Origin of the sequence: Hamadaea flava, assembly GCF_024172085.1 — a bacterium.
Lineage (GTDB): Bacteria > Actinomycetota > Actinomycetes > Mycobacteriales > Micromonosporaceae > Hamadaea > Hamadaea flava.
The window spans coordinates 5,576,954-5,590,203 of sequence record NZ_JAMZDZ010000001.1 but is presented as its reverse complement, the minus strand read 5'-3'; the positions used below and the strand labels follow the sequence as shown (position 1 = coordinate 5,590,203).

Below are 13,250 nucleotides of genomic sequence, written 5' to 3'. Positions count from 1 at the left end.
GAAGGGTGATTTACGCCGACCGCCGCAAGTGGCATGCTGTCGCAGTCTCGCGGGGAGGAAAGAACATGTCAGGCGTTCAGGCGCTACGTCCGGGCGATGTGGTGGAAATCGCCGGATACAAGCTGCTGGGGCGTCTGGGCCAGGGTGGGATGGGCACGGTCTTCCTGGCTGAGTCGACGACCGGGCAGAAGGTCGCGCTCAAGGTCATCCAGGATCACCTGCTCGATCAGCCCGAGTTCCGGGCGCGGTTCAGTGGGGAAGTGGAGCGGGCGAAGAACGTCCCGCCGTTCTGCACTGCCGAGGTGCTCGACGCCGACCCCGAGCACGAGCCGCCCTACCTGGTCGTCGAGTACGTCGACGGTCCGACGTTGTCCGAGATCGTCCGCGAGTCCGGCCCGGTGTCCGGGGCCGCCCTGCACTCGCTGGGCATCGGCATGGCGACCGCGCTGACCGCCATCCACAACTCCGGCGTCATCCACCGCGACCTCAAACCGGCCAACGTGCTGCTGCCTCGCGGCGGCGTCAAGGTGATCGACTTCGGCCTGGCGCGGACCAGCACCGACGGGACCCAGCTCACCCAGACCGACCAGGTCATGGGCACCATCCCGTACATCGCGCCGGAGCGGCTGGGGCCGACGGACCGGCCGATCTCCCCCGCCGCCGACGTCTTCGCCTGGGGCGCGGTCATGGTCTACGCCGCGACCGGGCACACCCCGTTCGGCGGTGACACCCCGGCCGCCACCGCCGTGCGGATCTTGTCCGAGGAGCCGAACCTCGACGGCGTGGGCGCGGCGTTGCGCGACGTCGTGGCGCAGACCCTCCAGAAGGATCCGGCCGCCCGGCCGACCGCTCGTGAGCTGCTGGATCGACTGGTCTCGCTCGGCGCGACCTCGCACGTCTCCAAGGACGTCCTCCGTCCGGCCGCCGCCGCCCAGGCCATGGAGCCCACCTCGCTCGGCCTCCTCGGCGACGGCGAGGACACCGGTCCGATGGTCGTCTCGACGCGGCGACGCCGGTCGCTCGTGCTCGTCGCCGGGCTCGCCTCGGTCGCGCTGCTCGCCGCCGGCGGCGTGTTCTTCTCCAGCTATCTGCTCAAGAAGACCGACGCGAACGCCAACACCCCGAGCACGCCCACGCCCTCCCCGTCGGCCGTCGTGTCGGTGGCGGATTCTCCGTTGCCCACCGTCTCCCCCACCGCCGACCCGCTTCCCCAGCTCAAGGCACCCCTCGGCTGGTACGAGATCATTCCGCCGAGCGCGCTCACGGCCCCGCAGTACTGGCAGGAAAGCACCGCGTGCAAGTTCAGCTCTGAGGGCTACACCGCCGCCACGAACACCGGCGTCGCGCAATGCCACATCAATCCGCCCCGCGACGCCCGTGACGTCGCGGTCGGCGTCCGCCTCACCCTGGGCACGCCGAAGACCTGCGCCGCGTTGTGGTTCCGCTTCTCTCCCAAGACCGGCGGGTACGCGATCAGGTTGTGCCCGGATTCGGTGACCCTGTACGACTACCGGCCGCCCGCCAAGCCGGGCGGGAAGTGGACCTCGGTGAAGGTCAACGACTGGCCGCAGCCGGCCGGGACGTCGCTGGCCGTGAACGTGCCGATCAACGTCGAGATGGTCGTCGACGCCGATCGCGTCTCGCTGACCCTCAACGGCCGCCCGCAAGGCGCCCGGCCACTGTCACAATTGGACTCCGGTTCGGTGGCGATGGGGATCTACCAGCTCGGGACGGCCAAATCGGCGTACTCGGTGATGTTCACCGATTTCACCCTGTGGGAGGGACCGACGGTCACGACCTCGCCGTCGCAGTCGGTCAGCCCCAGCTCGTCGCCGTCGCCGAAGGTCTCGAAGAGCCCGAGCCGCAGCCCCTCCGCGGGACCCACCGTCACCCCGTGACGGGGTCGAATCGGGAAAACGGTTGCCTCCGGCAATCGCCGGATTTCGCCCCGGAATCCGCCGTACGCTGGAAGAAATCGAACGGGGGTGACCTGCATGAACACCATCGAAGTGAAGTCGTTCGAGAAGCCCGACGAGACCCGGCCCTTCCAGGGCAACGGGATGGCCGACATCGTGATGCTCGGGGGCAAGCCGGTCGCACGGGGGACGTTCGAACCCGGCTGGAAGTGGTCGAAGAACGTCAAGCCGCTCGCTGGTACCGAGTTATGCGAGGTACAGCACCTCATCTACCTGTTGCAGGGCCGGATGGTCGTCCATATGAAGGACGGTTCCGAGCAGGAGCTGACACCGGGTGAGGTGGCTTTCGTCCTGCCCGGCCATGACGCCGAGGTGATCGGCAACGAGGCGTGCATCGCCCTGGACTTCGGCGAGATCGCGACGTACGCCAAGCCGAGCTGATCGTCGAACGAACGGAAGGCGTGGGCCGACGGGCCTACGCCTTCTTCGCGGGCCGGTCGGGCCTACTTGAGCCGATCGGCCCTTTTAGGCTGGTTCAGCCGGATCATGTTCCCGGCCGGGTCGCGGAACGCACAGTCGCGTACGCCGTAAGGCTGGTCGGTCGGCTCCTCCAGCACCTCGGCACCGGACGCCCGGATGTGCTCGAAGGCGGCGTCGACGTCGTCGGTCGTGAAGACCAGCCCGCGCAGCATGCCCTTGGCGAGCAGGTCCGCCTGCTTGTCCTTGTCCTCCGGCGAGGCCTCCGGATTGGAGTCGACGGTCTCGATCGTGATCTGCAGCTCCGGCTGACTCGGCGGGACGACCGTCACCCAGCGCATGCCCTCGAAGCTGACGTCGTTGCGGACCTCGAAGCCGAGCACGTCACGATAGAAGCCCAGGGCCTTCTCATGGTCGTCCACCAGAATGAAGCAGTGCGAAACCTTGATGTCCATGGCCGTCACGTTACGCTGACGACCCCGTCCGGGCGGTGCGGCTCGGCCGCGTACGCATCTTGGTGAAGCAGGCCGGAATAGCCGCCACCGCCTCGTGTTTCCGCGCCCGGTAGGCGCTCGGCGTCTCACCGACCAGCTCGGTGAACCGGGAGCTGAACGACCCGAGCGAGGTACAGCCGACCGCGAAGCAGACGTCGGTGACGCTCAGATCCCCGCGCCGCAGCAAAGCCTTGGCCCGCTCGATCCGACGGGTCATCAGATAGCTGTAGGGCGTCTCCCCGAACGCCGCCCGGAAGCTCCGCGCGAAATGACCCGGCGACATCAGCGCCTGCCGGGCGAGCGCGGGCACGTCGAGCGCCTCGGCGAAGTCACGGTCCATCCGGTCGCGCGCCCGCCGGAGCCGGACGAGGTCCTCCCGGTTCACCCGTCCAGCATCGCACGCCGACCTCGATCCGACGCGCCGGCCGCCGCGTACGCGGACGTTTGCGTGCTGTGGTCGGGGCGACGAGACTGACCGGACCGGAGAGGGAGGCGCCAGATCTTGGGTAAGCGATCCACGGCCGCGCTGACGGCGGCGAGCATGGCGGGAATCTTCCTGGTGAGCGGCTGTGCGTTCCGAGAGGCGATCTGCCCCTCCGACGAGTACGCGGTCGCGGCAGTGCACAGCACCACCGGGCGGACCTGCGTGAAGGACGGCCAATCGCCGCCGGCCGGCTACGTCCGGTTCCCCGAGGGCAAGGTGCCCAAGCACGTCGACGACGAGTGGGACCGGTACTGGCAGGATCACCTGCTCGACGAGAACGGCCGCGAGGTCAGCCCCTGACCGGCCTGGCCGCGGCGTGGAGCACCCGCTGTCAGCGCGCCGTAAGGACGCAGAACTGGTTGCCCTCCGGGTCGGCGAGGACGTTCCACACGACGTCGCCCTGGCCGACGTCGGCGAAGGTCGCGCCGAGGGTCTGCAGCCGGGCCACCTCGGCCGCTTGATCATCATCCGGGTACGGCGCCAGGTCGAGGTGCATGCGGTTCCATACGGCCTCCGGCCCCTGTGCGCGGATGAACTCCAGGTACGGGCCGACACCCTTGGCCGAACGCAGCCGCGCGAAATCGTCGGTCACCTCGTGCACGGTCCAGTCCATCGCCTCGCCCCAGAACCGAGCCAAGGCCGGTGGGTTCGCGCAGTGGACGACCACCGCGGCGATCGGCCCGGTGTCCCGGTAGATCTCCCGAGGCTCGAGCACACAGAAGACGTTGCCCTCCGGATCGGCCAGGACCGTCCATGGCACATCACCCTGGCCGACATCGGCGGGCGTCGCACCGAGATCCGTCAACCGCGCGACCAACTCCGCCTGCTGGGCCGCCGAGGTGGTGGCGAGGTCGAGGTGCGCGCGGTACTTCACGCTCTCGGGGTCCGGAACGCTGACGACATCGATGCCGATGCCGGCGGGGTCCGGGTAGACGAAGCCTGTGGGTTCGACGTTGGTCACACTCGGTCCCTCGCTGGAAAGGCCCCAGCCGAACGCTTCCGCCCAGAACCGGCCAAGCGCCGAATCATCCCAAGCCTTGAAGTTCACCTGAACAAGTCGCAGCGGCACGTGCTGATCATAGAGCTGGAAATCATGGGGCTGCGGCCGTACCGGCGGAGGAAAGGCGCTCGGCGTTGGCCGACTGCGGCGGCGGAAGCACACCTGTGCGCAACTGCGGGTTGAGCCGTGCGATGAGGCCGATGCCGACCAGGCAGGCAAGGCCGCCGAGCAGTAGCGACGCACCACCCGAGGTGAGCGCCGCGACCGCGCCCGCGCGTACGCCGCCCAACTCGGGGCCGGCCACGCCGACGATGTGCTCCAGCGAGGCGACACGACCACGATAAGCGTCCGGAGTGGATGCCTGGACTACGGTTCCCCGCGAGACCACAGCCCAGGTGTCCGCGCCGCCGGCCAACGCAAGCAACGCGAGTACCACCACCAGGTGATCGGCCACTCCCACCAGCGCGAGCGCGCCACCCCAGACCGCTCCACACACAAGCAATATCGCTCCCGGACGCGCACCGCGCGTTGCGAGGCCGGAGAGCATGGACGCGATCAGGCCGCCCACGGCGACCGAGGTCAGGAAGAGTCCGAGCACACGCGGCGAACCCCCGAACTTCTCCTCGTTGATGGCGGGGAAAAGGGCGACGGGCATCGCCAGGACAGTCGCGCTCAGATCGGCCAGCAACGCACCCCGTACGAGCGGGGTGCGGATCGTGAATCGCAGCCCCTCCCAGACGGCCGACATCCCCGGCCGGCCATCGGGGGCCGTCGCCGCCGGCGGCAGGCCACGCAGCCCCAGCAGCGCCGCCACAAACGTGGCCGCGTCGAGGAGAAAGCAGACCTCGCTCCCCCACGCGGCCGTGATCACACCGGCCAGGGCCGGACCGAGCAGCATCGACAGCTGGAAGGACAGGTGGTTGAGGGCGAGGCCGGCCGCGAGCCGATCGGCGGGCAGCATCTGCGTGACGATGGCGCGGCGCGCCGGTGACCCGACAGCGGAGAGCCCGGCAGCGACGGCGGTGAGCGCGAACATCGCCCAGACCTGCCCGAAGGCGGCCGCTGCGGCGAAGAGCACGCTGGTCGCGATCTGCCCGAGAGTGGTACTCCGGGCGAGCCGCACTCGGTCAAGATGATCAATGAAGGCGCTGCCGACGAGTGCGAGCGTGATCAGCGGGATCGCCGCGAAGAGGCCGATCAAACCGACATAGAACGAGTTGTGCGTGGAGTCCCAGACGCTGAAGGCGACGGCGAACGTCGTGAGGTTGCTGCCGAAGCCGGACGCGGTGGCGCCAAGCCACAGTCGGCGGAAGGCCCGCTGTTCGCGGAGCGGTCCGATATCGACCAGCGCTTTCATCGTTCCAGCCGCAGGTGGTCATGGAGACGCATCGCCGTGACGGTCTGGCTCATCGCCGAGTGTGCGACCTTCACCCGGTCGGCCAGCTCCTGGATCGTCAGCGGCCCACCGCCGTCGAGCACGATCGGCCGCCGCCAGATGCTGCCTTCGAGAAGATCCCCTTCTTCACTCATGGGCTAACTGTAACAGCACTTATATAAGTGCTGTTACAGTTAGTCATGGCGAGCCGATCACGCCAGCGGTTCTCAAGATGGGCGCATACCGACGGTCCGCCCCGACACAACGAAAGCCCAGCTCACGAATGAGCTGGGCTTTCTCTCATCGGACATTACCGATGTGCGGGTGGAGACGAGGGGACTCGAACCCCTGACCCCCACACTGCCAGTGTGGTGCGCTACCAGCTGCGCCACGTCCCCGCAGGTCGCTCGGTCGCCCGAGCACTCGCACGATATTACACGGCCGCCGACCAACGGCGAAATCGGGTATGACTAGTTCAGCGACGGGTCGGACGGGTAGTGGGCGACCGCCGCGAGCAGGCCGCCCTGGCGCCGCCACACCATCCCCCAGAGATCATCCGGCCGGGCCGAGAAGGCGTCGGAGGGCAGCGACTGGCAGACGTGCCAGGAGCCGGTCGCGATCTCCCCCTCCAGTTGGCCGGGCTCCCAGCCGGCGTATCCGGCGAAGACCCGGACGGTGTCGAGGCGCTCGCGCATGCCGGCCGGATCGCGGGACAGGTCGACCGTCCCTATCTGGCCGACGACCCGGCTGAAGCCGAGAAACCCGGCGACCCCGGAGCGTGCGCGGGCGACGCAGATCGCCGAGTCGGGCTGGACCGGGCCGCCCTCGAACAGGACCGCCGGATCGGGGGTGAGGCTCTCCCAACCGGGCAGGACTTCGCGGACGGACGTACCGGTCGCGCGGTTGAGGACGACACCGAGGGCGCCTGACTGCTCGTGACCGAGGATCAGGACGACGCTGCGCTCGAAGTTGGGATCGCGCAGGCCGGGCGTAGCGACCAGCAGATGACCCGTCAGCTCCATGCGCTCCACGCCCGATGTCATGGCTTGCACCATATCCGTCCGCCCCGGTTGCGGATAAGGTCATGCTCCATGAGCCGGAGCGCAGACCTCGCAGTGATCGGCGGATCAGGACTATATGCACTGCTCGCCGACGCGGTCGAGCAGAAAGTCGACACTCCTTACGGCGACCCGTCCGACGTGATCACGATCGCCGATGTGGGCGGCCGGAACGTCGCTTTCCTGCCACGGCACGGGCGTGATCATCGGCTGCCGCCGCATCGGATCAACTACCGCGCGAACCTGTGGGCGCTGCGGTCGCTGGGCGTACGCCAGATCCTGGCCCCGTGTGCGGTCGGCGGGCTGCGGCCGGAGTTGGGGCCAGGCACGTTCGTCCTGCCGGACCAGGTGATCGACCGCACCTCGTCTCGCGTACGCACCTTCTTCGACGTCGGGGCGGTGCATGTGAACTACGCCGACCCGTACTGTCCGGCGGGGCGGTCGGCGGTGCTGCGTACGGCGGCGGAACGGGATCACGCGATCGTCGACGGCGGCACGATGTTCGTCATCGAGGGACCGCGGTTCTCGACCCGGGCCGAGTCGCGCTCGTGCACCGCCGCGGGCGGCAGTGTGATCAACATGACTGGCGAGCCCGAGGCGACCCTCGCCCGGGAGCTGGGGCTCTGCTACACCTCGATCGCGCTCGTGACGGATCTGGACGCGGGGGTCGAGGGCGACCACGGCGTCACACAGGAAGAGGTCTTCCGAGTCTTCCGGGAGAACACCGAACGGCTGCGTGATCTGCTGCTCGCCACGCTCGCGCAGCTGCCGGCGGAGCGCACGTGCCCGTGCCCGTCCACCCTGGACGGCCTGACGCTTCCGTTCGAGCTGCCCTGACCGGACGCTCGCGGCCCGGCCGGCGAACACCCGGCCGGGAGAGCAGACAGCCGGGAAGAGTCAGCCCGGCTCTCCGAGGTCCGTGCAGTATGCCTCGTAGAGCAGATTCGCGCCGCGCTGGCGATGGGAACTGACGTCCTCGACGATGTCGCGGGCCCAGTCCCGTAACCGGTCGACGTCCACCGGCTCGGTCGGCGGTGAGGCGTCCAATGCGGCCAGGATCGCTCGATGGTCCTCGACGAGGGCTTGTACGCCCGGTGCCAACCGTGGCGCGTCCCGCAGCACTTTCGCGTACGCACCGCCGGGACCTTCGGTGTCGCGTACGTGGGCGAGCAGTTCTTCGCGGAGGGCTTGTACTCCGGCGACGACCCGATGGGTCCAGCCGTCCCCGGCGGGTGGCATCGCCACCGTCTTGGCCAGGCATCCAACGGCGAGTGGAAGTTCGTACGACATCCCGCACCTCCCCGGAACAGCGGGGCTGGAACTTCGATGGTCCCGCGCTCCGGCCGCGCTGTCCAGGGTGCGAACAGGCCATTAGGGCGTTGATCATGAACTTTCGGACTCCGACACACCGTCGACAACGACCGTTAGTTCATGATCAACGCATAGGGGTGGGTGGGTTAGGACTGGGTGTAGCCGAGGGGGCCGCTGACGGCGGTGGCGATCGCGGCTTCGGCGTCGGCCGGCACCCCGGCTCCGACGACGTACACCGTGTCGATCGAACCGGAGGTCTTGACCAGCCACTGCTTGGTCGCGTCGTCCACACCGGACGGGCCCGTCAGGAGCACCTGCCCGCCGAACGTGTGGGCGAGCGCGATCGCGAGCGCGGTCTCGATCGGGGAGGCGGGGTCGGCTGCGACCGCCACCCGCGGGCCGCCCGACAGCAGGTCGGCCAGTGTGGCCACCGCGGAGTCGCCCTCGGCGGCGACCGGGATGACCTCGGTCTTCGAGGACTTGCCGGGCCAGCCGCCCGCGAGCGCCTGCTGCGCGGCGCTGCCGATCGCGTACACCTCGGAGCCCTCGTAGAGGCCCTGGAGCGCCGTCTTCGTGGCGGCGGGCAGCGTGGAGCCGTCGGTGAAGAGGATGCCGCCCGTGTTGGCCACACCGGCGACGGCGGCCGTCAGCTTGGCGTCCTTGCTGTCCACGACGTAGACGTTGTCGATGTAACGCACTTCCTTGGCGGCGGCCGCGGCGAGGGCGATCGGGTCCGCGCCGGTGATGCGCTGGGTGCGGTAGCCCGCCTTCTTGAGGGCCGACTCGGTCGCGGCCGACACCACGTCCGTCCCGCCGACCAGGTACACGGTCGGTCCGTTGTCGTACGACTTGTCGATCTTGCCGAAGATCCGGGTCAGCTCCTCCTGGACCGGCGCGTCCAGGTTCGGGCCGGAGGTGAACAGCGTCGGACCGTGCGCCGCCCAGGACATCTGCGCCGCGAGCAGGGCAAACTCGGGCTTCGCGGCCGACGTGAGGACCGCCCCGTTCGCCGGGTGCACGTCCTCGGTCGGCATGTACTGCTTCATCGTCGGGTAGCGCAGCTTGGACGCGGCGATGGACATCGCCACCGGGTCCCCGCCGGTCACCCGGGTCACCTTGTCGCGGGCCACCGGCAGGTAGGCGGCCACGCCCGGAGTCGCGGACACCTCTTGCTTGTCGCCGCCGGCCGCGGCCACGCTCTCGATGCCCGTCGAGGTCGAGTACGCCACCCGCTTGCCGTCGGCGGACCAGACGAGGTGGCTGGGCGACTGCGCGCCGGTGGTGATCGTGCGGGGCTTCGAGGTCTTCTTCTGGCCGAACTCCACGGCCGCGACGGCCACCTGACCGTCCTTGGCCACGTACGCGACCTGCTTGCCGTCGGGCGACAGCGCCGGGTCCTTACCGGCGGCGATCTTGGTGCCGTACGGCTCCCGCTGGTTGACGTCGATGACCCAGACGTCGCTGCCCTTCGAGGTCGTCGCCGTGTACGCCACCTCGCCGAGCTCGGACACGAATTCGGCGCCGATCACGGCGTTGGCCTCGGCCGCCCCGGTCTCGGGCAGGTCCGGGCCGAGGTACGCCTCGGTGACCGTCTCCTTCCGAGTCGTGACGACGGAACCGTTGGAGCCGACCTGCATCAGCCGGGAGACGCCCTTGGCATCGGTCTCGGTGAACAGGATCCGGTAGCCGAACCAGGTCGGCTCCGACCGGGTGGCTCCCGCCTTCGCCTTGGTGATCGCGACGCGGTTGCTGCCGTCGGGCCGGCTGGTCGAGATGTTGCCGTCCCCGTCGACGAACGCGATCCGGCTGCCGTCGGGCGACCAGGCGGCGTCCTTGACCGTCGTCGGGAAGGTGACCTTGCGGTCGCCGATCCGCACGACGGCGGTGCCGTCCGAGATGAGCACAGCACCGGCCGAGATGGCCGAGGTGGCGGAAGCGCTGGGGTCGGCCCCGGGGTCCTTCTTCTCGCCGCAGGCGGCGAGGACGGCGACCGAGGCGATGAGGACCGCGGCGGTGGCGGCTCGCTGACGGGTGAGCAGAGTACGCATTGATTCTCCTGGCTGAGGGGCACCGCATCCCCGAACTCACGGCGGATGCCGAGCGGAACGGTATCAGCGAACGTCCAGATAGGTGGTGAAGCGGCGGGTCGCCGATTCCTCATCCGACAGGAGATAGTCCGGGCACTCGGGCGTTGCCGCGGTGGATTGCGAGATAGCCGACACCAGCACCGGCAACTGTTCCTCGCCACTGTCGTGCGGCAGGAACTCGACGACGTCGGCGAACCGGAACATCATGACGTCGGCGTACCGGAATTCGAGGGTCGCGAAGCCGACGACGGCCCCGCCCGCGCTCTTGCGTTCGCCGCGCACCATGCCGGCGTGGGTGCCGTCCTGGCCGCGCCGGGCGGTCGGCTGGGCGAGGTAGGGGCAGACGACGGCGGCGTACAGCATGCAGTCGCGATGCCCCGGAGCCTCCACAGTGGCCGCCTCGTTCCGGTACGCCCGCCCGGCCGCCGTCGCCGCCGCGATGGCCTCCGCCTCGGCCCCGCCGACCACTCGCCAGACCGGTCCGGCCGCCATCGGCGTACCACAAATGGAGCAACGCCGTTCCACCGCGCAGAGATAGCTGCGCGCGGTGCCGGTGGCCGCGAAGCGTGGCTGCCCGTCGGCCCAGGGGGTGATCGCGAGGACCGGGTAGCCGCGATCGTCGCGGGGGCGGGCCGCGACGGCGGCGGGCATGGGAACGTCGGCCGGGCGCACCAGCCAGTTCCTACCGGCCGGCGCGATCCGCGTCAAGACCGCGCGGGGCAGACCACCAGATCGCCAGGGGCCGGCACACGGGCCTGGTCGGAGCAGTCGAAGCGCGCCGCTATCAGCCCCTGGACCTCCGCGTCGGCCCCGGTGACGCGGAACCACGAGGAGCTGATGACCACATAGCGCGCGGTCTTGTCGTCGGTCAGGCAGCGCAGGTTGTCGCTGTAGCTGGGATAGTCGCGGACCTGGGGCAGATAGGTGCTGCGCTGCAACCACTGCGGCGAGGGATAGCGGCAGGCTGTCGGATTTCCCATCTTGTACGCGACGCTGCCGAAAGCCAGGTACAGCACGGGCGTGTCCCGGCCGAGCCGTTTGCTCAAGTCGTCGAACGCCGAGTTGTCGACCCCGAGGACGTTCCAGGCGTTGGCGTTGTAGCCGCTGAAGGCGTACGCGCTGGCTGGGAGGCAGGCCGGCAGCATGGCCAGGGTCGCTGCGGCAGTCCCGGCGACCGCCGTCCACCGGCTGGGCTGATCCGTGCGAGCACCTCGGGCGGCGAGACCGGCCCAGCCGGCGATCAGCACAGCTCCCAGCAGGTACGCCTTCGAGACCAGGCCGAGCTGCGTCAACCGCCAGTCGACGGGTTGCCGCAGCAGGACGGCGCTCGCGAGCGAAGCGGCGAGCAGCCCGATCCCCAGCGGCAGCCGGGCTCGCCGATTCGCGCCGAAGGCCGCTCCCCAGACGCCGGCCGCGAGCACGGGCACCACCGCGAAGTGGTACATGAACCACTCGCCTTGGGCGTACGCCGACGAGACCGACAGCCCGGCGATCACCGCGGCCAGGGCGTAGTACCGGAGTCGGCGGCGAGCCAGTACGACCACCGCCGCCGGGGCGAGCACCACGATCGGGCTCACGATCATGACGTCGTACGCCGCCATCCGGAAGCGCCGGAAGTCGGTCAGGTTGGGCGCGTGGTGGATCGGCGAGTTGTGCACCAACGCGGCCTGGTCGTTGAACCAGGTCCACTCCCAGGGCAGGAACTGCTTCGTCAGGACGTACCAGATTCCGGTGAAGGCGATCGCCGCCGCGGCCGTCCACAGCGCCCGGCGTACGCACAACGCCGCGATCAGCAGCAGCGCGATCACCGCGATGGGAGCGGTCGCGAGCTTCACGGCGATGGTCAGGAACGTGGCGAAGCCGCCCAGCAGCGCACCGAGCCACCAACGGCGAGGCGCACACGCCGCCCCGACCGCCAGCACCCCGGCCACCACCGCGACCCAGTCCGGCTGCAGGTAGTGCCAGGGCGGCGAGATCAGCAGCGCGGCCGTGGTCGCGAGGGCACTCACCGCGGCGACCGCCGGGCGGCAGAACCGTCGCAGCCCGAGGTACAGCACGATCCCGACCAGGATGATCACGAGGTCGGCTTCCAGCCGGACGATCGCGTTCCGCGCGGCGAACGAGTCGGCACCCGGCAGGAGACCTCGGAAGCCGTCGAGGCCGGCCAGGAACAGCCGGTACGCGATGGGCCGCGCGACGAAGACGTCCCAGACGCTCACCCCGCCCCGGCCAGCCGTTTCGAGCCCACCGAGCACGTACGCGACGTCGCCGTTGAGCGGCAGCCACAGGGTCAGCAGCAGGGCGGGCAGCAGCGCGAGCGCGGGCAGCCACCGCGTCCGGTTCTTCCTCATCGCCGCCCGCGCCGGCCCGCCTTGCCCGGCTGCGGCGGTGGTTTCCTTGCCCGCCTCGGCGGGGTCACTGAGCGTCACGTCTGACTCCGTCAAAGGGCCTGGTCAGGAACCGACGTCACGGTAAGTTAGTCGCCTTGCTGTTTCCTGGGCGTCAACTCACCGGTTGACCAATGAGAGCATTATTCACCGATTTGACCGGTGTGACGGGGATAACGGGATGACTCGGTGGGGTGGAGACGTTAGGATTAATGCAGTCGTTCATCCAGGGCGGCTCCCTCCAGGGGGGTGACAGGTTTCGACCGCGTACGTTGCGGTAGGAGAAGCGAGCCGAGGAAGTCGACGCCGTCTCGTTAATCGACGTCGAAAACCTATAAGCGCCAAGGTTAATCGCGCTGACCTCGCTCTCGCCGCCTGAGGCGAGTAGCAGGTCTGTCGGTCTAGGGGTGCCTACGCCCTAGTTCACCGGCATCAGTAAGTAGGCTGGCCAATCCGGTCCTGTCGCGGGGCTGGGGCGGCGAGATCAATCGCGACTGGGCCCGTCACACCGACTCGCTCGTGTGATCGGTGGGGCCGAGAAAGGCATAGCGAGCTGCGCTCGGAGAAGCCCTGCCAATGCGGCGAGGGACCGGGGTTCGATTCCCCGCACCTCCACTTGGCGAAGGCCCCGGACCACCCGGTCCGGGGCCTTTCTCATGCC

14 protein-coding genes, 1 tRNA gene and 1 other RNA gene are annotated in these 13,250 nt (G+C 69.3%); 5 read left to right on the top strand and 11 right to left on the bottom strand.

The genetic code is table 11. The features are described from left to right. Positions 1-65 precede the first annotated feature (65 nt). Both HDA40_RS26325 and HDA40_RS26320 read left to right on the top strand, forming a co-directional pair. Positions 66-1,898 (top strand): serine/threonine protein kinase, encoded by a 1,833-nt coding sequence (locus tag HDA40_RS26325; protein WP_253760296.1) that lies wholly within the window; start codon positions 66-68, stop codon positions 1,896-1,898. A gap of 96 nt (positions 1,899-1,994) precedes the next feature. Then, on the top strand, positions 1,995-2,357 hold the full coding sequence (locus tag HDA40_RS26320) for a cupin domain-containing protein (protein WP_253760294.1): 363 nt from the start codon (positions 1,995-1,997) through the stop codon (positions 2,355-2,357). Positions 2,358-2,419: 62 nt separating this feature from the next. Here HDA40_RS26320 and HDA40_RS26315 read toward each other — a convergent pair whose 3' ends face one another. Beyond that, complete coding sequence (locus tag HDA40_RS26315; protein ID WP_253760292.1) at positions 2,420-2,848, bottom strand: VOC family protein; 429 nt, start codon at positions 2,846-2,848, stop codon at positions 2,420-2,422. A gap of 10 nt (positions 2,849-2,858) precedes the next feature. After that, complete coding sequence (locus HDA40_RS26310) at positions 2,859-3,227, bottom strand: helix-turn-helix transcriptional regulator (RefSeq protein ID WP_253763823.1); 369 nt, start codon at positions 3,225-3,227, stop codon at positions 2,859-2,861. Positions 3,228-3,389: 162 nt separating this feature from the next. Here HDA40_RS26310 and HDA40_RS26305 point away from each other — a divergent pair, with 162 nt between their 5' ends. Continuing rightward, on the top strand, positions 3,390-3,671 hold the full coding sequence (locus HDA40_RS26305) for an SCO0607 family lipoprotein (protein WP_253760291.1): 282 nt from the start codon (positions 3,390-3,392) through the stop codon (positions 3,669-3,671). Between the two features lie 31 nt (positions 3,672-3,702). Here the strand turns inward: HDA40_RS26305 and HDA40_RS26300 are convergent, their stop codons facing one another. The 5 genes from HDA40_RS26300 to HDA40_RS26280 all read right to left on the bottom strand — a co-directional run bounded on the left by HDA40_RS26300 (position 3,703) and on the right by HDA40_RS26280 (position 6,789). Further along, the gene (locus HDA40_RS26300; protein WP_253760288.1) at positions 3,703-4,440 is read right to left on the bottom strand and encodes a VOC family protein; all 738 of its coding nucleotides are present in this window, start codon (positions 4,438-4,440) and stop codon (positions 3,703-3,705) included. A gap of 22 nt (positions 4,441-4,462) precedes the next feature. After that, positions 4,463-5,728, bottom strand: a complete 1,266-nt coding sequence (locus tag HDA40_RS26295; protein WP_253760286.1) for an MFS transporter — start codon at positions 5,726-5,728, stop codon at positions 4,463-4,465. Then, positions 5,725-5,901, bottom strand: coding sequence for a MarR family transcriptional regulator (locus HDA40_RS26290; RefSeq protein ID WP_253760284.1), 177 nt, complete (start codon positions 5,899-5,901; stop codon positions 5,725-5,727). The genes HDA40_RS26295 and HDA40_RS26290 overlap by 4 nt, the downstream gene beginning before the upstream one ends. Before the next feature lie 170 nt (positions 5,902-6,071). After that, positions 6,072-6,144 (bottom strand) — tRNA-Ala (locus HDA40_RS26285). A gap of 72 nt (positions 6,145-6,216) precedes the next feature. Beyond that, positions 6,217-6,789: a YqgE/AlgH family protein gene (locus tag HDA40_RS26280; RefSeq protein ID WP_253760282.1), complete on the bottom strand. Its 573-nt coding sequence runs from the start codon at positions 6,787-6,789 to the stop codon at positions 6,217-6,219. Positions 6,790-6,837: 48 nt separating this feature from the next. On the opposite strand from HDA40_RS26280, the gene HDA40_RS26275 reads away from it, so the two are divergent. Continuing rightward, positions 6,838-7,641 carry an S-methyl-5'-thioadenosine phosphorylase gene (locus HDA40_RS26275; protein ID WP_253760279.1) on the top strand — a complete coding sequence of 268 codons (804 nt, stop codon included), beginning with the start codon at positions 6,838-6,840 and terminating at the stop codon, positions 7,639-7,641. A gap of 60 nt (positions 7,642-7,701) precedes the next feature. Here HDA40_RS26275 and HDA40_RS26270 read toward each other — a convergent pair whose 3' ends face one another. The 4 genes from HDA40_RS26270 to HDA40_RS26255 form a co-directional block, all read right to left on the bottom strand. Continuing rightward, on the bottom strand, positions 7,702-8,094 hold the full coding sequence (locus tag HDA40_RS26270; protein WP_253760275.1) for a hypothetical protein: 393 nt from the start codon (positions 8,092-8,094) through the stop codon (positions 7,702-7,704). 167 nt (positions 8,095-8,261) lie between these two features. Further along, positions 8,262-10,163: a hypothetical protein gene (locus HDA40_RS26265; RefSeq protein WP_253760272.1), complete on the bottom strand. Its 1,902-nt coding sequence runs from the start codon at positions 10,161-10,163 to the stop codon at positions 8,262-8,264. 63 nt (positions 10,164-10,226) lie between these two features. After that, positions 10,227-10,874 carry a hypothetical protein gene (locus HDA40_RS26260; RefSeq protein ID WP_253760270.1) on the bottom strand — a complete coding sequence of 216 codons (648 nt, stop codon included), beginning with the start codon at positions 10,872-10,874 and terminating at the stop codon, positions 10,227-10,229. A 32-nt stretch (positions 10,875-10,906) separates the two neighbouring features. Next, positions 10,907-12,631, bottom strand: coding sequence for a hypothetical protein (locus HDA40_RS26255; protein WP_253760268.1), 1,725 nt, complete (start codon positions 12,629-12,631; stop codon positions 10,907-10,909). Between the two features lie 203 nt (positions 12,632-12,834). Here HDA40_RS26255 and ssrA point away from each other — a divergent pair. Next, positions 12,835-13,207, top strand: a transfer-messenger RNA (tmRNA) gene (gene ssrA, locus HDA40_RS26250). Positions 13,208-13,250 lie beyond the last annotated feature (43 nt).